Source organism: Streptomyces sp. NPDC056128 (assembly GCF_042263835.1).
Lineage (GTDB): Bacteria > Actinomycetota > Actinomycetes > Streptomycetales > Streptomycetaceae > Streptomyces.
Map to the genome: position 1 here is coordinate 212,586 of NZ_JBHJVQ010000011.1, position 22,514 is coordinate 235,099.

The 22,514-nt window shown below is 72.2% G+C and carries 18 protein-coding genes and 1 rRNA gene; 8 read left to right on the top strand and 11 right to left on the bottom strand.

All coding sequences use genetic code 11. From position 1 onward, the window contains the following. Window positions 1-213: 213 nt before the first annotated feature. The gene (locus tag ACFC1X_RS22470; RefSeq protein ID WP_376356245.1) at window positions 214-885 is read right to left on the bottom strand and encodes an HAD family hydrolase; all 672 of its coding nucleotides are present in this window, start codon (window positions 883-885) and stop codon (window positions 214-216) included. Window positions 886-931: 46 nt separating this feature from the next. Then, window positions 932-1,447 carry a DUF6912 family protein gene (locus tag ACFC1X_RS22475; RefSeq protein ID WP_376356247.1) on the bottom strand — a complete coding sequence of 172 codons (516 nt, stop codon included), beginning with the start codon at window positions 1,445-1,447 and terminating at the stop codon, window positions 932-934. 463 nt (window positions 1,448-1,910) lie between these two features. On the opposite strand from ACFC1X_RS22475, the gene ACFC1X_RS22480 reads away from it, so the two are divergent. After that, window positions 1,911-2,627, top strand: coding sequence for an Rv3235 family protein (locus ACFC1X_RS22480; RefSeq protein WP_376356249.1), 717 nt, complete (start codon window positions 1,911-1,913; stop codon window positions 2,625-2,627). Window positions 2,628-2,752: 125 nt separating this feature from the next. Here the strand turns inward: ACFC1X_RS22480 and secA are convergent, their stop codons facing one another. Continuing rightward, complete coding sequence (gene secA, locus ACFC1X_RS22485; RefSeq protein ID WP_376356251.1) at window positions 2,753-5,599, bottom strand: preprotein translocase subunit SecA; 2,847 nt, start codon at window positions 5,597-5,599, stop codon at window positions 2,753-2,755. Window positions 5,600-5,878: 279 nt separating this feature from the next. On the opposite strand from secA, the gene ACFC1X_RS22490 reads away from it, so the two are divergent. Together ACFC1X_RS22490 and ACFC1X_RS22495 are read left to right on the top strand one after the other, a co-directional pair. Next, a complete protein-coding gene (locus tag ACFC1X_RS22490) occupies window positions 5,879-6,451 on the top strand; it encodes a GNAT family N-acetyltransferase (protein WP_376356253.1) in 573 nt (190 codons plus the stop codon). Window positions 6,452-6,645: 194 nt separating this feature from the next. Continuing rightward, a complete protein-coding gene (locus ACFC1X_RS22495; protein WP_376356255.1) occupies window positions 6,646-7,821 on the top strand; it encodes a winged helix-turn-helix domain-containing protein in 1,176 nt (391 codons plus the stop codon). Between the two features lie 6 nt (window positions 7,822-7,827). Here the strand turns inward: ACFC1X_RS22495 and ACFC1X_RS22500 are convergent, their stop codons facing one another. From ACFC1X_RS22500 to mtnA, 7 genes are all read right to left on the bottom strand, one after another. After that, window positions 7,828-8,592 carry a response regulator gene (locus tag ACFC1X_RS22500; RefSeq protein ID WP_376356257.1) on the bottom strand — a complete coding sequence of 255 codons (765 nt, stop codon included), beginning with the start codon at window positions 8,590-8,592 and terminating at the stop codon, window positions 7,828-7,830. A gap of 225 nt (window positions 8,593-8,817) precedes the next feature. Beyond that, window positions 8,818-9,510 (bottom strand): ribosome hibernation-promoting factor, HPF/YfiA family, encoded by a 693-nt coding sequence (gene hpf / locus ACFC1X_RS22505; protein ID WP_059301636.1) that lies wholly within the window; start codon window positions 9,508-9,510, stop codon window positions 8,818-8,820. A 287-nt stretch (window positions 9,511-9,797) separates the two neighbouring features. Then, window positions 9,798-10,685 carry a ComF family protein gene (locus tag ACFC1X_RS22510; RefSeq protein ID WP_376356283.1) on the bottom strand — a complete coding sequence of 296 codons (888 nt, stop codon included), beginning with the start codon at window positions 10,683-10,685 and terminating at the stop codon, window positions 9,798-9,800. A 101-nt stretch (window positions 10,686-10,786) separates the two neighbouring features. Beyond that, window positions 10,787-12,634, bottom strand: a complete 1,848-nt coding sequence (locus ACFC1X_RS22515) for an LpqB family beta-propeller domain-containing protein (RefSeq protein ID WP_376356259.1) — start codon at window positions 12,632-12,634, stop codon at window positions 10,787-10,789. After that, complete coding sequence (mtrB, locus tag ACFC1X_RS22520) at window positions 12,624-14,693, bottom strand: MtrAB system histidine kinase MtrB (RefSeq protein ID WP_376356261.1); 2,070 nt, start codon at window positions 14,691-14,693, stop codon at window positions 12,624-12,626. Before mtrB ends, ACFC1X_RS22515 begins: the two co-directional genes overlap by 11 nt. 1 nt (window position 14,694) lies before the next feature. After that, window positions 14,695-15,384 (bottom strand): two-component system response regulator MtrA, encoded by a 690-nt coding sequence (gene mtrA / locus ACFC1X_RS22525; protein ID WP_193776289.1) that lies wholly within the window; start codon window positions 15,382-15,384, stop codon window positions 14,695-14,697. Window positions 15,385-15,388: 4 nt separating this feature from the next. Beyond that, entirely contained in the window at window positions 15,389-16,531 is a 1,143-nt protein-coding gene (gene mtnA, locus ACFC1X_RS22530; RefSeq protein WP_376356264.1) for an S-methyl-5-thioribose-1-phosphate isomerase, read from the bottom strand. 140 nt (window positions 16,532-16,671) lie between these two features. On the opposite strand from mtnA, the gene ACFC1X_RS22535 reads away from it, so the two are divergent. Genes ACFC1X_RS22535 through ACFC1X_RS22555 form a run of 5 tightly spaced genes read left to right on the top strand, consistent with a single transcriptional unit; the run spans window position 16,672 to window position 22,336 of the window. Continuing rightward, window positions 16,672-18,066: a glycerophosphoryl diester phosphodiesterase membrane domain-containing protein gene (locus ACFC1X_RS22535; protein ID WP_376356266.1), complete on the top strand. Its 1,395-nt coding sequence runs from the start codon at window positions 16,672-16,674 to the stop codon at window positions 18,064-18,066. 4 nt (window positions 18,067-18,070) lie between these two features. Next, complete coding sequence (locus ACFC1X_RS22540) at window positions 18,071-18,844, top strand: DUF4129 domain-containing protein (protein ID WP_376356268.1); 774 nt, start codon at window positions 18,071-18,073, stop codon at window positions 18,842-18,844. Next, window positions 18,841-20,037 (top strand): DUF4350 domain-containing protein, encoded by a 1,197-nt coding sequence (locus tag ACFC1X_RS22545; protein WP_376356270.1) that lies wholly within the window; start codon window positions 18,841-18,843, stop codon window positions 20,035-20,037. Before ACFC1X_RS22540 ends, ACFC1X_RS22545 begins: the two co-directional genes overlap by 4 nt. Then, window positions 20,037-21,026: an AAA family ATPase gene (locus tag ACFC1X_RS22550; protein ID WP_376356285.1), complete on the top strand. Its 990-nt coding sequence runs from the start codon at window positions 20,037-20,039 to the stop codon at window positions 21,024-21,026. Before ACFC1X_RS22545 ends, ACFC1X_RS22550 begins: the two co-directional genes overlap by 1 nt. Beyond that, complete coding sequence (locus tag ACFC1X_RS22555) at window positions 21,026-22,336, top strand: DUF58 domain-containing protein (protein WP_376356272.1); 1,311 nt, start codon at window positions 21,026-21,028, stop codon at window positions 22,334-22,336. The genes ACFC1X_RS22550 and ACFC1X_RS22555 overlap by 1 nt, the downstream gene beginning before the upstream one ends. A 95-nt stretch (window positions 22,337-22,431) precedes the next feature. Here ACFC1X_RS22555 and rrf read toward each other — a convergent pair. Further along, a 5S ribosomal RNA gene (rrf, locus tag ACFC1X_RS22560) occupies window positions 22,432-22,514 on the bottom strand; the annotation flags it as partial.

Consider the following 22,514-nt stretch of genomic DNA (forward strand, 5'->3'; position numbering starts at 1 on the left):
GGACCAGCGACCGCCGCCCGGACACGGATGTGGTCCGTGCGTACCGGGCGCAGGGCAGGGGCACCTGTGCCCCCGCGAACTATCGCGCTGATCACGCCACCAGGCTATCGCCCCCGACGGGCCCCTCGTCACGAGCCGCATGTGTACAAAACCATGCCCGGAACTTGGACGTTCCGCACAGCTCCGCACGCGGGCCCGGCGGCGCCCACCGACTCACGCCGCCAGCCGCTCCGCCTCCGCCACGGCCTCCACCAGCGTGTCCACCACCGGCACGCCGACCCCCTCCAGGCTGGCCCGGCTGTGCGATCCCCCGGTGTACAGCACCGCCCCCGCGCCCACGTACCGCGCGGCCACCGCGTCGTCGGCGGCGTCCCCGATCACCACCGTCCGCGCGGGCTGCACCCCGGACACCGCCAGCTCCTCGAGATGGCGCACCATGTGCTCCGCCTTGCTGCCCCCGGACGGCCCGATCCGCCCGTCGACCCGTATGAAGTGCGCCTCGATCCCGAGCCCCTGGACCAGGGGGACCAGCTCCTCATGGCCGTACATGCTGAGAATCGACTGGCTCCGCCCCGCCGACCCCCAGCCCGTGAGCAGCTCGACGGCCCCCTCGGTGAGCCCGCACGCCGCCCGGTGCCGGGTGTAGTGGCGCTGGAAGGCCGCGTCCATGACCTCCCACTCGGCGTCGGTGGGCAGCCGGCCCAGCAGCCGCTCGTAGAACTTCGGCACCGGCACGCAGTACAGCGCCCGGTACTGCTCCATCGTGATCGGCGTCATGCCCAGCTCGGCGAAGGCGGCGTTCGTCGCCCCGATGATCGCGTCGTTGTCGTGGAACAGCGTCCCGTTCCAGTCCCAGACGATGTGCGCCCCTGTCTGCATCCCCATGCCCGAAAAAGTACCCGCCGCCACTGACAATCGGCAGGCCGCCGTGTCAGCGCCCGGCTTCCACCAGGCCGGGGATCTCCTGCGTGGCGTACCAGAGCAGCTCGTGGTCCTCGGCGCCGTCCACCACGGACCGGGCGTCGTCGTCCCCGCCGTCCGCCGCCGCGAGGGCCCGGGCAGCGGCGGTCACGTCCGCCTTCGCGTCGGCGGAGTCGACGTGCACCGAGGCCACCTTGGCCATCGGCAACGGCCCGGCGACCCGCACCTCGCCCGGCGCCGCACCGTCGGGCGCCCGGTCCGGGTCGGCCGAGACCGCGCCGTCGGGTACGTCGACGGCGACCACGACGCGGCGCCACTCCGCACCCGGGGCGGCCGCGAGCAGTCGCAGTGAGGCCTGGGCGGCCCGCCCCAGGGCGGCGTACTCCAGCTCCTCGATGTCGTCCGACTGGTACCACTCGCGCAGCGCCTGCGTGACGGCGTGGGCGGGGAGCGGCCCGGCCCCCAGCTCTCCCGTCCGGTGCGCCTCGGCGAGGCCGGCCAGGGTCAGGGGGACGTAGACGCGCATGAGACCGCCGCTTTCGGGTCGGGGGGCTTCGGCCGGGAGTGACTTGGGGAGGGCTTTCAGGATACGTGCGGCCGTCGCCCGAGCACGGGGAGAGTCCCGGGAGGCCGGGTGGATGGCCGGGAGGCCGAAGCCCCCGGGAGGCCGGGATGCCGGTCGGCCACGCCTCCCGAAGCATCCGGGAGCCGCCGAACCGGGAACCGTCCCCTCGCCCACCGACGCCAGGGTGTCCCCTTTCGGGTACCCACCCATGACGCCGGAGGCGTCCACCCCTGCCCCCGAATTCACCCGCTCCTCCCGCTCCGCCCCGGGCTTCCGAGCCATGCCGGTCACTCTGATAGGTGAACCTCACGACCCCCTCGACCCGCCCGCCCCGCTCCTTGCCGTCCGGCCCCTCCACCCCGTACAAGATCCCCAACCACTAAGTTACTGCCCGGTATCGCCCGGGCCGCCGAACGGGGACCCCATGCGCAAGGTCATGACCAGGACCACCCAGCTCCGCCCGAGCAGCCCGCTCCTCCCCGCCCCCGACGCCCCGACCGGGCCCGGCGCCGGGTCCCGGGCACCCGGCGGCGTTCCGCCCCGCAGGCCCGGCGGGCGGCCCTCCCGCACCGCGCCGTCCGGTGGCCGTCCGCCTGGCTCCCCGGGCCGGTCCTCGCGGGCCCGCACGAGGCCGGCCGACACCCGCCCGCCCACGGCGGGACAGGGCCCCGGCCGGGCCACCGGAACGGCCCCGGCGGCACCGGACGCCCACCGGCCCGCCCCGCCCTCCACAGCGCCTCTGGCCGCGCCTCCCACCCCGCCTCTCGTTCCTGCCCAGACCCCGCGCCGCCCCGTCCCCCAGGTCCGCCCCACGGACCGCTTCGCCGAGCTGCTCCTCCATGTGCTCAGCGGCCGGCGCCCCGTCCACTCGATGCTCCGCCACACCGTCGGCCGCGCCTACGACGACCTGGCCCACCTCGCCGAGCGCGGCCCCCTGCGCACCCGCGGCGCCCTCCCCGTCGTCCGGGACATCGGCTACTTCGAGCCTCGGCCGGGCGCCCTGGAGGTCTTCGCCCGCATCGGCGCGGGGGACCAGCTGCGCGCGATGGCCTTCCGGCTCGAACGGGGCCAGGACCTGCGCTGGCGCTGCACCGCGGTGGAGCTGGGCGGCCCCCGCAGGCCCCACGCCGACGACGACTGACGACCCCGCCGACGGCCGTCCACAGCCCAGCGCCCACTGCCCACCGCCCAGCGCCTACGCCGAAGGGCCGGCCACCACGGGTGACCGGCCCTTCCACCGCTGCGGCGCCCTGCGGCACCGCACCGTCACTTCTTGCGGCGTCGCCCGCCCTTGGCCTGCTTGCGGCGCTCCGCGCGCGTGAGCCCGTCCGACGTGGCCTGCGCGGGCTCGCCGTCGGTGGAGAAGTCACCCTCGACGACACCACCCTCGCCGTCCACGGTCGGCGCGGAGAAGTGCAGGTCCCGGCGCTGCGGGGCGTCGAGGCCCTTGGCCCGGATCTCCGGGCGCGCGCCCGCCTGGGCCGGGACCGCGTCCTGCGCACCCTTCTCCAGGGACGGCGCCGCGTCCTCGACCGGAACCTCCTCGACCTGCTGCTCGACCTGGACCTCCAGGTTGAACAGGTAGCCGACGGACTCCTCCTTGATGCCCTCCATCATGGCCTGGAACATGTCGAAGCCCTCGCGCTGGTACTCGACCAGCGGGTCCTTCTGCGCCATCGCGCGCAGGCCGATGCCCTCCTGGAGGTAGTCCATCTCGTAGAGGTGCTCGCGCCACTTGCGGTCCAGGACCGACAGCACGACCCGGCGCTCCAGCTCGCGCATGATCTCGGAGCCGAGCTGCGTCTCACGCGACTCGTACTGCTCCTGGATGTCGTCCTTGATGGACTCCTCGATGTAGTCGGCGGTCAGACCGGCCCGGTCGCCGGCCGCCTCCTCCAGCTCCTCCACGGTGACCTTCACCGGGTAGAGCTGCTTGAAGGCGCCCCACAGCCGGTCGAGGTCCCAGTCCTCCGGGAAGCCCTCGGCGGTCTCGGCCTGCACGTAGGCGTCGATCGTGTCGTTCATGAAGTGCTGGATCTGCTCCTGCAGGTCCTCGCCCTCCAGGACGCGGCGCCGCTCGCCGTAGATGACCTCGCGCTGCCGGTTGAGGACCTCGTCGTACTTCAGGACGTTCTTGCGGGTCTCGAAGTTCTGCGTCTCGACCTGCGACTGGGCGGACGCGATCGCGCGCGTCACCATCTTGTTCTCGATCGGCACGTCGTCCGGCACGTTCGCCATGGACATCACGCGCTCGACCATCTGGGCCTTGAACAGCCGCATCAGGTCGTCGCCCAGGGAGAGGTAGAAGCGGGACTCGCCGGGGTCGCCCTGACGGCCGGAACGGCCGCGCAGCTGGTTGTCGATACGCCGCGACTCGTGCCGCTCGGTGCCCAGCACGTAGAGGCCGCCGAGGTCCTTGACCTCGTCGAACTCGGCCTTGACCGCCTGCTCGGCGCGCTCCAGCGCGGCGGGCAGGGCCGCGGCCCACTCCTCGATGTGCTCCTCGGGGTCGAGGCCGCGCTGGCGCAGCTCCGCCTCGGCGAGGTCCTCGGGGTTGCCGCCGAGCTTGATGTCCGTACCGCGGCCGGCCATGTTCGTGGCCACCGTCACGGAGCCCTTGCGGCCCGCCTGGGCGACGATGGTCGCCTCACGGTCGTGCTGCTTGGCGTTGAGCACCTCGTGCTGGACACCGCGCTTGCTGAGCTGCTGCGAGAGGTACTCGGACTTCTCGACCGAGGTGGTCCCGACGAGGATCGGCTGGCCCTTGCGGTGCTTCTCCTCGATGTCGTCGACGACCGCCTCGAACTTCGCGACCTCGGTGCGGTAGATCAGGTCCGACTGGTCCTTGCGGACCATCGGCCGGTTGGTCGGGATGGGCACCACGCCGAGCTTGTAGATCTGGTGGAACTCGGCGGCCTCGGTCATCGCCGTACCGGTCATGCCGGACAGACCGGGCTGTTCCTTCTCGTCGTGGTCGTGGCGCTTGTAGAGGCGGAAGAAGTTCTGGAGGGTGATCGTGGCGAGCGTCTGGTTCTCGTCCTTGATGTCCACCCCTTCCTTCGCCTCGATCGCCTGGTGCATGCCCTCGTTGTAGCGGCGGCCGGCGAGGATACGGCCGGTGTGCTCGTCGACGATCATGACTTCGCCGTCGAGGACGACGTAGTCCTTGTCCTTCTTGAAGAGTTCCTTGGCCTTGATGGCGTTGTTCAGGTAGCCGACCAGCGGGGTGTTCACCGACTCGTAGAGGTTGTCGATGCCCAGCCAGTCCTCGACCTTGGAGACGCCCGACTCGTGGATGGCGACGGTGCGCTTCTTCTCGTCGACCTCGTAGTCACCGGTTTCCTCGATGCCCTTGAGGGTGTTGCCGGCCTCGCCCTTCTTCAGGCGGGTGACCAGCTTGGCGAAGTCGCCGTACCACTTGGTGGCCTGGTCGGCCGGGCCGGAGATGATCAGCGGCGTACGGGCCTCGTCGACCAGGATGGAGTCGACCTCGTCGACGATGGCGAAGTTGTGGCCGCGCTGGACGAGTTCGTCCTTGGACCACGCCATGTTGTCGCGCAGGTAGTCGAAGCCGAACTCGTTGTTCGTGCCGTAGGTGATGTCGCAGCGGTACATCTCGCGACGCTGGGCCGGCGTCTGGTTGGCGAGGATGCAGCCGACCGACAGACCGAGGAACTTGTGGACGCGGCCCATCATCTCGGAGTCGCGCTCGGCCAGGTAGTCGTTGACCGTGACGATGTGCACGCCCTCGCCGGACAGGGCGTTGAGATAGGCGGGCAGGGTGCCGACGAGGGTCTTGCCCTCACCGGTCTTCATCTCGGCCACGTAGCCCATGTGCAGGGCGGCGCCGCCCATCATCTGCACGTCGTAGTGCCGCTGGCCCAGGACGCGCTTGGCGGCCTCGCGGACGGTGGCGAAGGCTTCGGGCAACAGGTCGTCCAGGCTCTCACCGTCGGCGTAGCGCTGCTTGTACTCATCGGTGAGGGCCCGCAGCTCGGCGTCGGAGAGGTCAGCGAAGTCCTCTTCGATGGAGTTGACCTGGTCCGCGATGCGGTGCAGCTTGCGCAGGATCTTGCCTTCGCCTGCACGCATGATCTTTGAGAGGACGGACACGGGGGTTGGTCTCCTTGCCGGTCGGGCCTGGGACGGTCGGTTTCCTGTCACGGACTGAGCAACGGCCATCGTATGCGAGGACCCCGCCACCCCGGGAGGCCCGCCGTAACGGGACCGTCCACTCCTTGCATCCAGCTTCGCTGTCTGCCGTCACCGGGTTCAACGTCCGGGCCCCGCGGATGGTGCCGCACCCTCCGGTGAATTGAGCGGAAAGTGACCACGTGTTCACGCAGGGCAAAAAGATGGCGCCCGCCACGGGAGGCCGAGCAGAATCGGCCGATGGAACCCGTCACCCTCACCACGGAACGCCTCGTCCTGCGCACGGTCGGCCCGCAGGACAACGATGCCGTGTACGCCGCCTGCCAGGATCCCGACGTCCAACGCTGGACGCCGGTTCCCTCGCCCTACCTCCCCGAGCACGCGCGGGGCTTCACGGAGCAGCTGGTCCCGGACGGCTGGGCCAACGCCTCGATGTTCAACTTCGGCGTCTTCCTCCCCGCCGGTGACCTGGTGGGCATGATCGGCGTCAGGATGATCTCCCTGGGCGTCGGCGAGCTCGGGTTCTGGAGTGCCAAGGAGTTCCGCGGCCGGGGCTATATCACGGAGGCGGCCCTCGCCGTCGCGCGCTGGTCCTTCACCGAGCGGGCGATCGACCGTCTGGAGTGGCGCGCCGAGGTCGGCAACACGGCCTCCCGCGCGGTGGCCGATCGGGCGGGCTTCACCATGGAGGGCACGTTGCGCTCCGCGGTCAACAACAAGGGCGTACGCCGAGACTGCTGGATCGCCTCCCTCCTCCCCTCGGACCTGGCCCTCCCGTCGACGGCGCCTTACTTGCCGGCGCAGACCGCCTAACTGCGCAGAGCTGCGGGCAGTCGTGTCGCTGGGGCGGGACGGGTGGGCGATGGGGGTCCCCCCGCTCGAGCGAAGCCGAGAGTGGGGGAGGCACCCCGCAACGCCGGGCCGCGCACCTACCCCGCGCCCACCCCAGCACCGGGCACCTTGCAAGCGATCGGCACTGTCAGACCCACCCTCTATCGTGCGGACGTATGACGACCCTCCCGCCCCCCGCCACGGAACTGTCCGCAGACGAGGCCCGCCGCCTCGCCCTCCGCGCACAGGGCTTCCTCGGCGCCCCCGACCGCCGCGCGGGCGTCCGCGGCGTCCTCCGGCACCTGGGCGCGGTGCAGCTCGACACCATCTCGGTCCTCGCCCGCTCCCACGAACTCATCCCGTACGCCCGCCTGGGCGCGGTCGGCCGCAAGACCGTCGAGGACGCCTACTGGAAGGACACCCACGCCTTCGAGTACTGGTCGCACGCCGCCTGCATCCTCCCCATCGAGGAGTGGCCCCACTTCGCCTTCCGCCGCCGCGCCTACCGCAGCCGCCCGCACTGGAACCACTCCCTCCCGGACGGCACCTACGACCAGGTCGTCAAGCAGCTCCGCACCGAGGGCCCGCTCACCGCGACGGACCTGGGCGGCGCGAAGCGGACCAGCGAGTGGTGGGACTGGTCGGGCACGAAGGTCGCCGTCGAGCGCGCGCTGATGTACGGCGAGGTGGTGTGCGTGGAGCGCCGCGGCTGGAAGCGGGTGTACGACCTCGCGGAGCGCGCGGTCCCGGCCGCGCTGCTCCATGACGACCTGGACGACACCGAGTGCCTGCGCCGCCTGGTCCGCCTGGCCGGCGAGTCCCTGGGCGTGGGCACGCGCGCGGACATCGCGGACTACCACCGACTCAAGGCCGAGCAGGTCGACGCCGTGATCGCCGACTCGGGTCTGGTGCCGGTCACGGTGGCGGGCTGGTCCAAGCCCGCCTGGGCGGACCCCGCCGCCCTGGAGACGGTCCCGCGCGGCCGTCACCGCACCACGCTGCTCTCGCCCTTCGACTCCCTGATCTGGGAACGGGCGCGCACGGAGCGGATCTTCGGCTTCACCCACCGCCTGGAGGCCTACGTGCCCAAGCCCAAGCGGGTGCACGGCTACTTCGCCATGCCGGTGCTGGCCGGCGGCCGCCTCGTCGGCCGCGTGGACCCGGCGCGGGAGGGACGCACCCTGGTCGCCAAGCAGGTCAGACTGGACGGCCTCAAGGCCGCTCCGGCGGTGGCCCAGGCCCTGGTCGAGGCGGCGAGCTGGGTCGACTGCACGGACGTGCGGGTGGAGCGGGTCGACGCCCCGCACCTGCGCGAGGCCCTGACGGCGGAGCTGGCCCGCCTGCTCGCCTGACCGGCGTCAGCGGATGTCGAGAATCTTCTCCCGCATCGCGTACACCACGGCCTCCATCCTGGAGTGCAGCTGCAGTTTCTCCAGGATGTTGCGGACGTGGTTCTTCACGGTGTTCTCGGAGATGAACAGTTCCTTGGCGATGTCCCGGTTGTTCATTCCGGTGGCGACGAGCTTGAGGACCTCCAGCTCGCGATCGGTGAGCCGCGGCGCCGGCACCAGCCGGCGTTCGTCGGTCCGCTGGATCATCGACTTGAACTCGGTGAGCAGTTTCGACGCCATGGACGGACTGATCTGCGACTGCCCGTCGGCCACCGCGCGAATGGCGGTGGCCACCTCGTCCGTGGAGATCTCCTTGAGGAGATAGCCGGTCGCGCCCGCCTTGATCGCGTCGTAGAGGTCGGCCTCCTCATCACTGATCGTCAGCATGATGATCTTGGCGCTGGGGGCCACTTCCTTGATGGAGGTGCAGGCCTCGATCCCGCCCCGCTTGGGCATCCGCACATCCATCAGGATGATGTCCGGCAGCAGGTCGGCGGCCTTCTCCACGGCCTCGGCGCCGTCACCGGCCTCGCCGACGACCTGGATGTCCTCCTCGGCCGCGAGCACGATCTCCAGGCCCCGGCGGAAGAGGGCGTGGTCGTCCACGACCAGGACCCTGATGGGTTCCTCGCGTGTGGAGCCCACGTCCGCGTCCGGGCCCATGCCGACGGCCCCGTCGTCGATCCCGTGGTCGACGCCCGCACCTCGCATCGGTCCGAAACTGTCCGCCATCGTTCCTCCCCCTGAAGGCTTTGGCCCGTGGTCCTGAGCCATCGCCAACCCAGAGCAACGGCCCACCGGTTGGGCCGTTGCCGCCATGATTCCATGCCCGACGGACAACGGGGTGACCACGCGGGTCCCGAAGGGGTCGCACACCCTCGCGCACCGTCGCACACCGATGCCCCTGGGGGCGCACACGCGCTCCAGGGGCACCGGTCCGCTGTCACCCGGCGGTGGTCAACCGCCGAGCGCGTCGCCCGCGTCGGGGGCGTGCGCCTGGGTGACCATCGTGTCCGTGGTGAGGTGGATCACGCCGTAGTCGTAGGCGTGCCGCCGGTAGACGACACTGGGTTCCTTCGTCTCGGAGTCGACGAACAGATAGAAGTCGTGCCCGACCAGTTCCATCTCGTAGAGCGCCTGGTCGAGGGACATCGGCGCGGCCACGTGGGTCTTCTCGCGGACGACGAGCGGCCCGTCGCCCTGGACCTCCAGCGAGCCGATCTTCTTGGTGGGTACGCCGTCCTGCTTCTCGGTCGGGACGACGTCGCCGTTCCCGTTGAGCGTCGCCGCGCCGGGTACGTGGTCGGCGACCTCGGCCGCCGGGATCCGGCGTGCGCCGCGGCGCGAGAAGCGCTTGTCGTGCTGCTTGCGCAGTCGTGCGCCAAGCTTCTCCGCCGCCAGGTCGAGCGCCGCGTACGGGTCGCTCGCCGCTGCCTCCGCCCGGATCACCGGACCGCGGGAGCGGAGCGTGATCTCCACTCGGTCACAGCGGTCGGCCTGTCGGGGGTTCGGCTCCTTGGACACCTCGACGTCGAGGCTGATCACCTTGCCATCGAGCTTCTGGATCTTCTCCAGCTTCAGCTTCTCGGCCACGTGCTTCCGGAACCGCTCGGGCACCTCGGTCTTGCGGCCCTTGACGACGATGTCCACGCAGAACTCCGTTCCCGGATCGCTCCGCTTCCGTGGCGGAGCATCTCCCTTTTGCACCAGGTTCCGGTCTACTCCGGAACCTCGGACTCGGTGACGTCCACCTCCTCCCCCGCGGGCGAGATCTCCACTCCCCCGGTGCGGGTGATGACGGTAAAACCCGCAGCACGGCATTCGGATTTGAGAGGTGTGGCCTGCGGCTTTGCCTCACAACCGAACATATCTCGCCCGGGCGGATGTCGTCACCCTCTACCGCGACGTACCTCCGTTCCGGTGAATAGGACCTCTCATTACCTGCAACGACGTATGTTCTCAGTCAGTTCCGGTTTATTTTCGAAAGAATCAGGTGAAGCCGCGACCACTGCCGCGCAGATCGCTTCACGGATCGCGCCATCTCCTCCGTTCGGACCCGCCATTTGCGGCCCGGTCTTCCGTTCCTCTCTGCCTTCCCCCGCCGCCGACGGATACACAGCCGATCTCGCCTTCCCGTACGTGTCCCGTCCCGTCCGCGACTCAGCCGCGCGCACGGCACGTGCCGCCTCGGTCAGGGACGCCCCCGTCGTCATCAGGTCGTCGACCAGGACGACCGGGCCGCCGCCGCACAGGAGCCGGCCGCCACCGGGAGCCACCGCCAGGGCGCCGGCGAGGTTGTCCAGCCGCTGCCGGGCGTCGAGGTCCGCCTGGTCGGCCACGGCGTGCCGCTGCCGCAGCAGGGCGACCACCCGGGCGGGCACCCCGGTCCGCCGCAACTCCCCCGCCGCCGCGAGAGCGATCCGCCGCGCCGGGTCGTGCCCGCGTCTGCGCACCGCCCGCCGCGCCGACGGCACGGGCACCAGGAGCACCGGGCCCGGTACGCCACCCGCTCCCCCGACGCCGGTCCACGCCTCGTGGAGCCCCGCCCGCACCGCTCCCGCCAGGGCCTCGCCGAGCGGCGGCGTGAGGGCCAGCACGCCCCGCTCCTTGTGGGCCAGCAGCGCCGCCCGTACCTCGTCCGCGTACGGCGCGGCCGCGTGCACCGACGGCAGCCCGGGCGGCTCCGGCACCGGCCGCACCCGGCGCGGCGCGGACCCGCTCAGGGCGGTGCGGCACCGTGGGCACAGCACCGCCCGGGTCCGGCCGCAGCCGCCGCACTCGGCCGGCAGCACCAGGTCCGTGAGGTCTCGCCACCAGTCCCGCAATCGCCACATGGCCACCACTGTGCCAAGCCCGGCGAAACCCGGCCAGGCCTGTGGAAAACGCCGCCCGGCTCCCCCTGTGGAAAACCGCTGCGGACGACGCCTCAGCCCGGATAGACGGGCGCCGTCCCCTCCGTGACCTTCTGCCACTGGAGCCCCGACGGCAGCCGCACGATCAGGTCCTCGGAGTACGCCACGAGCGGCAGCCGCTCGTCCTCGGTCGCGGCGATCTCCTTGACGCCGGTCAGGGCGGCGGGCACCGAAGCCTCCGGCGTCGAGCCGTCGACCTGGACGTATCCGATCTGCTGGACGCCGCCGCGCTCGCGCCCGACCACCACGAGCCTGCTGTCACCGGCCCACGACATGGCCGTGACCTCCTCCAGCTCGGGAGTGGCGGAGCGCAGTTCGAGGACGGTGACCGCAGGCCGTTCGCCCGCCTTCTCGTCCCGTTCGATCCGCCCGATGAGCAGCGACCGCTCGCCGTCCTTCTCCACGATGAGCGCGATCCGCACCCCGTCGGCCGCCGCCCGCACGGCCTGCACCCGCCCGTCGAGCCCCGGCGTGCGCACCTCCACCGGCTCGCCGGCGCCCTTCTCCAGCAGCAGCAGCCGGGGGTCGGCCGGGTCGCGGTCGGCGATCCACAGGTCGCCCTGCGCGTCCCAGCTGGGCGGGGTCAGCCGGTCGGCCTCCGCCTTGCCCTTGCTGAGCAGCACGGGATCGCCGAGCGAACCGCCCGACACCAGGGAGCCGACGTACAGCGACTTGTTGTCGAGGCCGATACCGGCGGCGCTGTGCTCGTCGCGCGACACCGCCACCGCCCGCAGCGCCTTCTCACCCTCGCCGAGCGGGCCGGGCACGGGTTCCGCCCGGGTCCCGTTGCTGCCCGCGGCGATCCGGACCAGGCGGTCCTCGTCGTCCACGAAGTACAGGTAGTCGGGCCGCTGTGCCGAACCCCGCGCGGCGACCGTCTCCGCGCGGTCCTCGCTGAGCGAACACAGCTGCTCACCACCCGCGCGCAGCTCGACCTCCTCCACGGCCGGGGTGAGGTTCTGCAGCGTGAACAGGAGCTGGGCGGCCATCTCGTCGCACTGGTCCTGATCGGCGCCGGCGGCCTTCTCGTTCAGCGGGACGGTGAGCTTGCTGCGGTCGTCGGGCGCCAGCGAACCGGCGTTCTTCGCCAGCGCCGTCCCGGTCGGGAAGCTCGACCTGACCACGGGCCCGAGCAGGCTCGACGGCCCGCTGATCAGGGAGCGCACCACCTGGGTCATGGGGTTCACCCGCCGGCGGACGTACACGGGGTCGGCCACGGCCGCCGGCTGCGGGCTCGCGCCCTCGTCGGACGCCGAGCGCACCGCGGTGTTCGAGGCGAAGTAGTACCGGTTGACCGACATGTAGTTGCGCTGGAAGTCCGACTTGCCCATGACGACGCCCTGCGGCAGCTGGTCGATGCGCCACTGCTTGGTCTTGCCGTCCCGGGTCAGGTGCACCGACTTGCGGTACGCGCCGTCGGCCGGCGAGTACGACTGCTGGGCGTCCACCGTGGCGACCTTGGCGCCCGTCAGGGTCACCGAGTAGTCGTTGGCGTCCTCGCGGCTGCCGGAGTGGTCCGACTCGGTGCCCGGCCCGCCCGCGAGCACGGTCGCCGACTCGTCCGGCCGCCAGTTCTCCGCGGCATCGCCGGTCAGATACTTGCGTGCCGTCTCGTAGTGCGGATCGTCGCTGGTCAGGGCCTCCAGGAAGCCCTGCACGATGTCGGAGGGCGGCGCGTCCTCGCGCGGCGGCATCGCGAACACCCGCACCTGCGGGTCCTGCCGCGGCGTGGACTCCACCCCGCGCAGATCCCCGCTGTCCGGCATGGACGCACATCCCGCCAGCAGCACGACGCCGCCGACGGCGTACCCCACCACACGTGCCGGCCTGCGCCGACCGCCTCCCCCGCGGTCAGCGCCCACGAGATGCCTCCCCTTGCCTGCTTGGATCCTCCGACCGGGTGTCCTGACGGCCCTCCGCCTCCGCGGGACCGCCGTCCGGTCTCCGGGCGCCCGGCGCGGGCCTCGGCACCACACGCGCCCCGTTGCCCGGCAGGGCCGTCGGGTCGGCCGTGGGAGCCGCCATGGCCGACCTCGACGGTATCGGGCCCCGCGCGGGCACCTGGGACGTCTGTCCGACGGACGCCTGCGCCGGGACACCGACCGCCTTGTCCGCAGCGTACGGCGTGGCGGTGTCGTCGAGACCGGCGTCGTGGAGTCCGCGGTTGCGCCGCGAGTCCGCCGGCTCCAGCGGTATCGGCGAGCCCCGCAACGGCTCGTCCGCGGTCCTGGGCAGCGTCAGCCGGAACTGCGAGCCGCCGCCCGGTTCGCCCCAGGCCTGGAGCCAGCCGCCGTGCAGCCGCGCGTCCTCCAGGGCGATCGACAGCCCCAGCCCCGTACCGCCGGTGGTACGCGCGCGTGCCGGGTCGGCCCGCCAGAAGCGGCTGAACACCCGCGTGGCCTCGCCCGGCTTGAGCCCGACGCCGTAGTCGCGCACTCCGACGGCGACCGCGCCGCCGGCCGCGGCGAGCTTGACGACGACGTCCCGCCCCTCGCCGTGCTCGACGGCGTTGACGACGAGGTTGCGCAGCACCCGCTCGACACGCCGGGCGTCCGCCTCCGCGACGACGGGCTGCTGGTCGCCGACCACGCGGATCTGCGTGCCCTTGCGCTCGGCGAGCGGCTCCGCACCGCTGACGACCCGCCGTACGACCTCCCTGAGGTCTATCGGCTCGGCCTCCAGGGCGGCGGCGCCCGCGTCGAAGCGGCTGATCTCCAGCAGGTCCGCGAGCAGCGTCTCGAACCGGTCCAGCTGGTCGGCGAGCAGTTCCGCCGACCGCGCGGTGACCGGATCGAAGTCCACGCGCGCGTCGTGGATGACGTCGGCGGCCATCCGTACGGTCGTCAGCGGCGTACGCAGCTCGTGCGACACGTCGGAGACGAACCGCCGCTGCATCCGCGACAGGTCCTCCAGCTGGCTGATCTTGAGCTGAAGGTTCTGCGCCATCTTGTTGAAGGCCTCGCCGAGCCGCGCGATGTCGTCCTCGCCGGTGACCTTCATACGTTCCTGGAGCCGACCCGCGGAGAGCCGCTCGGCGATGCTGGCCGCCATCCGTACGGGTGTGACGACCTGGCGCACGACGAGCCAGGCGATGGCCCCGAGCAGTACGACGACGAAGAGCCCGGCCGTCGCGAGCGTGCCCCTGACCAGGCTGAGGGACTTCTCCTCCTGGGTGAGCGGGAAGAGGTAGTACAGCTGGTACGGCTCGCCGTTGGGGTCGTTGACCTGCTTGCCGATGACCAGCCCGGGCTGGGAGTCCTGGTCGGAGTTGTAGACGATCCGGGTGTAGCTCTGGGCCGCCGCGGTGCCGCCGTCGATCCGCTCCCGCAGGTCCTCCGGAACGCTGACCGCCCAGTCGACGGACCCGGAGGCACGCGGGCCGCGTCCGCTGCCGCTCTCGCCGCCCATGGGGAGCGTGACCACGTCGAAGGCGCCCTGGCCACCACTGGAGAGCGACTTCACCAGTTCACTCATCCACTGGATGACGTTCTGCGAGGGCCGGCCGTCCGCGGGGGTGCTGTCGTCGCCGTCGGCGCCCGCCGCCTCCTCGGCCTTCTGCTTGGCCGCCGTGAAACCGCCGGTGGCCTGGCTCTGGGACGCCTTCACCTTGGCGTCAAGGAGGCCGTTGCGGACCTGTCCGATCACCACGAAGCCGAGCAGGAGCACCACACCCAGCGACATCAGCAGCGTGGTGACGACGACCTTGAGCTGGATGTTGCGCCGCCACAGCCGCATGACGGGCAGCAGCGGACGCCGCACCCAGCGCATGAACAGCCGGATCACCGGGCTGCCCTGCACCCCGCCGTGCAGCAGCCCGCCCTCCAGCAGGCGGCCGAAGCGCGAACCGGCGGGCGGGGGGCCGACAGGCCGTCCGGCGCGGGCCTCGGACCCGGGCGCCGAAGCGGCACTGTCCCTGGTCATGTCAGCTCGGCCCGGCCTTGTAGCCGACGCCGCGTACGGTCACCACGATCTCCGGCTTCTCCGGGTCCTTCTCGACCTTGGAGCGCAGCCGCTGCACATGCACGTTGACCAGCCGGGTGTCGGCGGCGTGCCGGTAGCCCCAGACCTGCTCCAGGAGCACCTCGCGCGTGAACACCTGCCACGGCTTGCGGGCCAGCGCCACCAGCAGGTCGAACTCCAGCGGCGTCAGCGCGATCGACTGCCCCTCCCGCTTCACGGAGTGACCGGCCACGTCGATGACCAGGTCGCCTATGGCGAGCTGCTCCGGTGCCGGTTCCTCCGACCTCCTGAGCCGCGCCCGGATACGGGCCACCAGCTCCTTTGGCTTGAACGGCTTCACGATGTAGTCGTCGGCGCCCGACTCGAGACCGACCACGACGTCGACGGTGTCACTCTTCGCCGTCAGCATCACGATCGGCACACCCGACTCCGCCCTGATCAGGCGGCACACCTCGATGCCGTCCCGACCGGGCAGCATCAGGTCGAGCAGCACCAGATCGGGCTTGGTCTCCCGGAAGGCGGCCAGCGCCTTGTCGCCGTCGGCTACGAAAGATGGCTCAAAACCCTCACCACGCAGCACAATGCCGAGCATCTCGGCCAGTGCGGTGTCGTCGTCGACGACAAGGACTCGTCCCTTCATAAACGACATCATCCCATTAGCTAATCGTTACCTGGCGTGACCTGGCACACAGCTCGGCGAGGGCCTCGCTCGTCACGGGCGAAACCACGCCTTCCTCGGTGACGATCGCCGTCACCAGCTCGGGTGGAGTCACGTCGAACGCCGGGTTGTACGCCTGAGTCCCCAGCGGTGCCACCGGAATCCCGCCTCCCGCTCCTGTCACCGGCACCTGAGGCGCTGTGACCTCGGTCACTTCATATCCGGGACGCTGTTCCACCTCGATGGAGGCCCCGTCCGGCGTGTGCGGATCCACCGTCGTGACCGGCGCCACCACGATGAACGGTACGTGGTGGTAGCGCGCGAGCACCGCGAGCGGATAGCTCCCCACCTTGTTCGCCACCGATCCGTCGGCCGCGATACGGTCCGCGCCGACCAGCACGGCGTCCACCTCGCCCGCCGCGAACAGCGAACCCGCCGCACTGTCGGTGAGCAGGGTGTACGTCATGTCATTGCGGGCCGCCTCGTATGCCGTCAGGCGAGCACCTTGCAGCAAGGGACGCGTTTCGTCCACCCACAGACGCCGCAGCCGCCCTTCCCGGTGTGCCGCGAGCGCCACCGCGAAGGCCGTGCCCTCCCCGCCCGACACCAGCGAGCCGGAGTTGCAGTGCGTGAGAACGCGGTGTCCGCCGGCGGGCAGCAGCTCGTCCAGCAGCGCCAGTCCGTGCGCGGCCATCCGCGCGCTGGCCTGGGCGTCCTCCTGGTGCAGGGCCCGCGCCGCCGCCAGTGCCGCCGCTGCCGCCTCCCGGGTGTCGCCGGTCCTGGCGAGCGCCTCCCGGTGGGCGTCCTGCGCCCGGCGCACCCCGACGGCGAGGTTCACCGCGGTGGGCCGGGCCCCGGCCAGCGCGGCCGCGGCCTCTTCCACCTCGAAGCCCCGGACGGCGGCGAGCGCGACCCCGTAGGCGCCCGCGACGCCCAGCAGTGGCGCCCCGCGCACGGCGAGCGAACGGATCGCCTCGACGAGTCCGGCCGGGTCCGTGCAGACCAGCTCGACCTCCTCGGTCGGCAGCCTGGTCTGGTCCAGCAGGACCAGCACCGGGCCTTCGGGGGGCTCCTCCCAGCGGAGCACCGGGATCTCGGTCGGCCGCTTGTCCTCGCCGTTTCGCGCGTCCTGATCAGCCATGCGGTCAGTCTGCCCCCTATCCGGCGGACAATTGAAGGTGTGCAGCCCATACCGCGCCCGGTCCGCACCCGAGCACCCCATGGCACGATGGCTGCCAACCTGCCGCCGCGCCCGCGGACGGGCACCGTGAAGGAGCGACGATGAACGACACTCCGGGCTGGGCCTCGCCCGGATCCGCCCCGTCCGACGGGCGGGAGCCCGGCGCGTCCGGCCCCGCCGAGCCCGCCGACCGCCCCGGCGGCCCCGATCAGCCCGCGCAGCCCGCGGACCTGCCGGGCGCGGAACCGACGAGCCCCGGCACGAAGTGGTCCAAGGAGCAGCCGCCCCCCGGCCAGTGGTCCGCCCCCACCGGCCCCGGCGACCAGGGCCAGACCCCGCCTCCGCCGCCCCCCGGCCCTGGCTGGGGCGCCCCGCCCCCCGGACCTCCCGGCGGCGGCTACGGAGGCCCCGGTGGCTACGGCGGCCAGGGCGGGGGCTACGGCGGTGGCTACGGCGGTTACGGCGCCCCCGGTGGACACGGTGGCTGGGGAGGCGGCTGGGGCGGCCCGCCGCCCGCGGCCAAGCCCGGCGTGATCCCGCTCCGCCCGCTCGGCGTCGGCGAGATCCTCGACGGCGCGGTCTCCACGATGCGCACCTACTGGCGCACGGTCCTCGGCATCTCCCTGACCGTCGCCGTCTTCACGGAGATCATCGTCGTGCTGCTCCAGGGCCTCGTCCTGGACAACACCGGCACCGAGGCCCTCAACGACCCCGACGCCTCCCTGAGCGAACTCGGCGACGCCCTCACCGAGACCACGATCAACTCGGGCGTCGTCTTCCTGATCTCCCTGATCGGCACCGTCCTGGCCACCGCACTGCTCACGACCGTCACCAGCCGTGCCGTACTCGGCCGTCCGGTGACCGCCGGCGAGGCCTGGCGGGACGCCCGCCCCCAGGTGCTCAAGCTGTTCGGCCTGATCATCCTGCTGCTGCTCATCGTCGCGGGCATCGTCATCGTCGGCATGGCGCCCGGTCTCCTCGTGACGGCCACCGCGGGCGACGAGGCCGGCGTGGCCCTGACCGTCCTCGGCGTCCTCGCGGCCGGTGTCGTCGCGGTGTGGCTGATGGTCCGCTTCTCGCTGGCGTCCCCCGCGCTGATGCTGGAGAAGCAGGGCATCAAGAAGGCGATGAGCCGCTCCGTGAAACTGGTGCGCGGCTCCTGGTGGCGCGTCTTCGGCATCCAGCTGCTCGCCACGATCATCGCCAACGTCGTCGCGTCGATCATCGTCATCCCGTTCGCCTTCCTCGCCGCCACCCTCGGCGGCGACGGCGTCAGCGGCTTCCTGGAGGGCACCGGGGACCTCGGCTGGACGTTCCTCATCGTCAGCGGCATCGGCTCGGTGATCGGCTCCATGATCACCTTCCCGATCACGGCGGGCGTCGCCGTACTGCTGTACATCGACCAGCGCATCCGCCGCGAGGCCCTCGACCTCGAACTGGCCCGCGCCGCGGGCACCCAGGGCTCCGGCGCCCCCGGCGCCGTCCCGGGGAGCTGACGGGGTGGGTCCGGCGGGGGGAGTTCTCATAGAGGCGTCGCACACCGCCGTACGAACGCTGTCGCGCACCGGCGACAGCCTCGTACGGTCGCTGTCGCGCTCCGGCGACGAACCGCCGGTGACGATTCCGCGCGACCCCGCGCGGGAGGCCGCCCAGCGCGAGCTGTCCAAGGGCATGTACCACGAGAACGACCCCAGCTGGTTCCAACGGGCCCTGGACACCTTCTGGGAGTGGATCGACGAGCTGTTCGCCAGGGCGTCCACAGCGACGCCCGGCGGAACGCTCGGCCTGGTCGTCGTCGTCCTGGCCGTCGTGGCGGTACTGGGCGCGCTCTGGTGGCGCCTGGGCACCCCACGCCGCGGGCCGGCCTCCGCCCCCGCCCTGTTCGACGACCGCCCCCGCAGCGCCGCCGAGCACCGGGCCGCCGCCCAGGCACACGCCGCCCAGGGCCACTGGAACCAGGCCGTCCAGGAGCGCATGCGGGCCGTCGTCCGCGCCTTGGAGGAACGCGCCCTGCTCGACATCCGGCCCGGCCGCACCGCAGACGAGGCGGCCACCGAGGCCGGCCGCGCCCTGCCCGCCCACGGCGACCGACTGCGGGCCGCCGCCCGGGACTTCGACGACGTCACGTACGGCGGCCGCCCCGGCACCGAGCAGGCGTACCGGCGCCTCACCGAACTCGACCACGACCTGGACCGCAGCAAGCCGCACCTGGCGGGCAGCGCGCCCGGTAACGCCGGGGGCGGCACGGACACCCGCCGGGGAGCCGCCGGATGACCACCGAGGCCACGATCCCCACCACCTCGGCCTCGCCCACCGCCCGCCAGATCTGGACGCGCGGGCGGGGCGTCGCCCTCGCGCTCGTCCTGCTGCTCGTCGGGGCCGTGGCGATCGCCGTCGTCCGCTCCGGCGACCACCACGGCGAACTCGACCCGCGCTCCGCCGACCCTTCCGGCAGCCGCGCGGTCGCCGAACTCCTCGCCGACCGGAGGGTCTCCACGCGCGTGGTCACCACCCTGGACGACGCCCGCGCAGCGACCGGCCCGGACACCACCCTGCTGGTCGCCGCCCCCGACCTCCTGACCGAACGTCAACAGAAGCAACTGCGCTCCGCGGTCACCGGATCCGGCGGCCGCACCGTCCTGGTGGCCCCCGGCGGCCCCGCCGTCGAACGTCTCGTCCCCGGCGTCACCGCCGACCCCGCGCTCAGCTTCGACTCGACGCTGGCCCCCGCCTGCGACCTGCCCGCCGCCCGGCGCGCGGGCACCGCCGACACCGGCGGCCTCCGCTACAGCACCCACCTCGAAGCCGACGCCTGCTACCCCAGCCGGCGCCTGGCCACGCTGCTGCGCGTCCCCGACACCTCCGCGGAGGGCACCCCGGGCGACACCGTCGTCCTCGGCGCCCGCGACATCCTCGTCAACGACCGCCTCGACGACCACGGCAACGCCTCGCTCGCCCTGCAACTCCTCGGCTCCCGCGACCATCTGGTCTGGTACCTCCCCTCGCTCTCCGACGTCCCCGACCCGGACGACGAACGCGGCTTCTTCGACCTGCTCCCCTCCGGCTGGCTCTGGGGCACCCTGCAACTGTTCATCGCCGCCGCCCTCGCCGCCCTGTGGCGGGCACGCCGACTCGGCCCCCTGGTGCCCGAGAAACTCCCCGTCGCGATCCGCGCCTCCGAGACCGTTGAAGGCCGCGCCCGCCTCTACCGCAAGGCCAACGCCCGCGACCGCGCGGCCGCCGCTCTTCGCTCCGCCACCCGCACCCGCCTCGCCCCCCTCGTAGGCGTCCCCGTCTCCCAGGCGCACACGCCCGAGTCCCTGCTCCCCGCCCTCTCCGCCCACCTCCACGGCGACGGACAGGCCCTGCACACCCTCCTCTTCGGCCCGCCGCCCGGCGACGACGCGGCCCTGATCGCCCTCGCCGACCAACTCGACGCCCTCGAAAGTGAGGTACGCCGTCCATGATGGACCCGACCACTGACAACGCCGGGCAGAGCGGGGACCCGGGCAACGCCCGCACCGCCCTCGAAGCCCTGCGCGCCGAGATCGCCAAGGCCGTGGTCGGCCAGGACGCCGCCGTGACCGGTCTCGTCGTCGCGCTCCTGTGCCGCGGCCACGTCCTCCTCGAAGGCGTCCCCGGAGTCGCCAAGACCCTCCTCGTCCGCGCCCTCGCCGCAGCCACCGAACTCGACACCAAGCGCGTCCAGTTCACCCCCGACCTGATGCCGAGCGACGTCACCGGCTCCCTGGTCTACGACGCCCGCACCGCCGAGTTCTCGTTCCAGCCCGGCCCGGCGTTCACCAACCTGCTCCTCGCCGACGAGATCAACCGCACGCCCCCGAAGACCCAGTCGTCCCTCCTCGAAGCCATGGAGGAGCGCCAGGTCACGGTCGACGGCACGCCCCGCCCCCTCCCCGAGCCCTTCCTCGTCGCGGCCACCCAGAACCCCGTCGAGTACGAGGGCACCTACCCCCTCCCGGAAGCCCAGCTGGACCGCTTCCTCCTCAAGCTCACCGTCCCCCTCCCGTCCCGCCAGGACGAGATCGACGTCCTCACCCGGCACGCCACCGGCTTCAACCCGCGCGACCTGCGCGCCGCAGGCGTACGCCCGGTCGCGAACGCCGCCGACCTCGACGCCGCCCGCGCCGAGGTCGCCAAGACGACCGTCTCCCCGGAGATCACCGCCTACGTCGTCGACATCTGCCGCGCCACCCGCGACTCGCCGTCCCTCACCCTCGGCGTCTCACCGCGCGGAGCCACGGCACTGCTCTCGACCGCCCGCGCGTGGGCCTGGCTCACCGGCCGCGACTACGTCACTCCGGACGACGTGAAGGCCCTGGCCCTCCCCACCCTCCGGCACCGCGTCCAGCTCCGCCCGGAGGCCGAGATGGAGGGCGTGACCACGGACTCCGTCATCAACGCGATCCTCGCCCACGTCCCCGTCCCCCGCTGATGGCACTCACCGGACGCGCCGCGCTCATCGCGGCCCTGGGCTCCGTCCCGATCGGTATCTGGGACCCCAGCTGGACGGGCATCCTCGCGGTCAACGCGCCGCTCGCGGCCGCCTGCGCCTGCGACTTCGCGCTGGCCGCCCCTGTACGGCGCCTGCGCCTCACTCGTTCCGGCGACACATCCGTACGCCTGGGTGACACCGCGGACGTCACGTTGACGGTCACCAACGCGTCCACGCGCCCGCTCAGGGCCCGACTCCGCGACGCCTGGCCGCCCAGCAGCTGGCAAACCGGCACCGAGGTGGCGGCCTCCCGCCACACCCTGACGGTGCCCGCCGGCGAACGCCGACGTACGACCACCCGCCTACGGCCCACCCGTCGCGGCGACCGTCACGCGGACCGCGTCACGATCCGGTCGTACGGCCCCCTGGGCCTCTTCACCCGCCAGGGCACCCACCGGGTCCCCTGGACGGTGCGCGTCCTCCCCCCGTTCGCCAGCCGCAAGCACCTCCCCTCCAAGCTGTCCCGCCTCCGCGAGCTGGACGGCCGCACCAGCGTCCTCACCCGGGGCGAGGGCACGGAGTTCGACAGCCTGCGCGAGTACGTCCCCGGCGACGACACCCGCTCCATCGACTGGCGGGCGACGGCCCGGCACTCCACCGTCGCCGTACGCACCTGGCGCCCCGAACGCGACCGCCACATCCTGCTCGTCCTGGACACCGGCCGCACCTCCGCCGGCCGCGTGGGCGACGCCCCCCGCCTCGACGCCACCGTGGACGCCGCTCTGCTCCTGGCGGCCCTGGCCTCCCGCGCCGGGGACCGGGTCGACCTCCTCGCCTACGACCGCCGGGTGCGCGCCCTCGTACAGGGCCGCACCGCGGGCGACGTGCTCCCCTCCCTGGTCAACTCCATGGCGAACCTGGAACCCGAGCTCGTGGAGACCGACGCCCGCGGCCTCACCGCCACCGCACTCCGCTCGGCCCCTCGCCGCTCGCTGATCGTCCTCTTCACCACCCTCGACGCCGCTCCGATCGAGGAAGGGCTCCTCCCGGTCCTGCCACGACTGACCCAGCGCCACACGGTCCTCCTGGCCTCGGTGGCAGACCCGCACGTCGCAGGGATGGCCAAGGCTCGCGGCCACACGGACGCCGTGTACGAGGCCGCCGCGGCCGCACAGGCCCAGGCCGAACGCCGTCGCACCGCGGACCAGCTCCGTCGACACGGCGTCACGGTCGTCGACGCCACCCCGGACGACCTGCCGCCGGCACTCGCCGACGCCTATCTGGAACTGAAGGCGGCCGGACGCCTGTAAGGCACCGAGGCGGGGCCTTTTGGCCTCGCCTTCATTTCCCCCAAAACGCAGAAAGCCCCGCACCGTTCCCGGTGCGGGGCTTCCATACAATGATTGTTCGGCGGCGTCCTACTCTCCCACAGGGTCCCCCCTGCAGTACCATCGGCGCTGTAAGGCTTAGCTTCCGGGTTCGGAATGT

What these genes read in the sequence shown, in the direction of transcription:
- ACFC1X_RS22470 (WP_376356245.1), bottom strand. Translation starts at nt 885, where the DNA reads ATGGGGATGCAGACAGGGGCGCACATCGTCTGGGACTGGAACGGGACG.
- ACFC1X_RS22475 (WP_376356247.1), bottom strand. Translation starts at nt 1,447, where the DNA reads ATGCGCGTCTACGTCCCCCTGACCCTGGCCGGCCTCGCCGAGGCGCAC.
- ACFC1X_RS22480 (WP_376356249.1), top strand. Translation starts at nt 1,911, where the DNA reads ATGCGCAAGGTCATGACCAGGACCACCCAGCTCCGCCCGAGCAGCCCG.
- ACFC1X_RS22490 (WP_376356253.1), top strand. Translation starts at nt 5,879, where the DNA reads ATGGAACCCGTCACCCTCACCACGGAACGCCTCGTCCTGCGCACGGTC.
- ACFC1X_RS22495 (WP_376356255.1), top strand. Translation starts at nt 6,646, where the DNA reads ATGACGACCCTCCCGCCCCCCGCCACGGAACTGTCCGCAGACGAGGCC.
- ACFC1X_RS22500 (WP_376356257.1), bottom strand. Translation starts at nt 8,592, where the DNA reads ATGGCGGACAGTTTCGGACCGATGCGAGGTGCGGGCGTCGACCACGGG.
- mtrB (WP_376356261.1), bottom strand. Translation starts at nt 14,693, where the DNA reads ATGACCAGGGACAGTGCCGCTTCGGCGCCCGGGTCCGAGGCCCGCGCC.
- mtrA (WP_193776289.1), bottom strand. Translation starts at nt 15,384, where the DNA reads ATGATGTCGTTTATGAAGGGACGAGTCCTTGTCGTCGACGACGACACC.
- mtnA (WP_376356264.1), bottom strand. Translation starts at nt 16,531, where the DNA reads ATGGCTGATCAGGACGCGCGAAACGGCGAGGACAAGCGGCCGACCGAG.
- ACFC1X_RS22535 (WP_376356266.1), top strand. Translation starts at nt 16,672, where the DNA reads ATGAACGACACTCCGGGCTGGGCCTCGCCCGGATCCGCCCCGTCCGAC.
- ACFC1X_RS22545 (WP_376356270.1), top strand. Translation starts at nt 18,841, where the DNA reads ATGACCACCGAGGCCACGATCCCCACCACCTCGGCCTCGCCCACCGCC.
- ACFC1X_RS22550 (WP_376356285.1), top strand. Translation starts at nt 20,037, where the DNA reads ATGGACCCGACCACTGACAACGCCGGGCAGAGCGGGGACCCGGGCAAC.
- ACFC1X_RS22555 (WP_376356272.1), top strand. Translation starts at nt 21,026, where the DNA reads ATGGCACTCACCGGACGCGCCGCGCTCATCGCGGCCCTGGGCTCCGTC.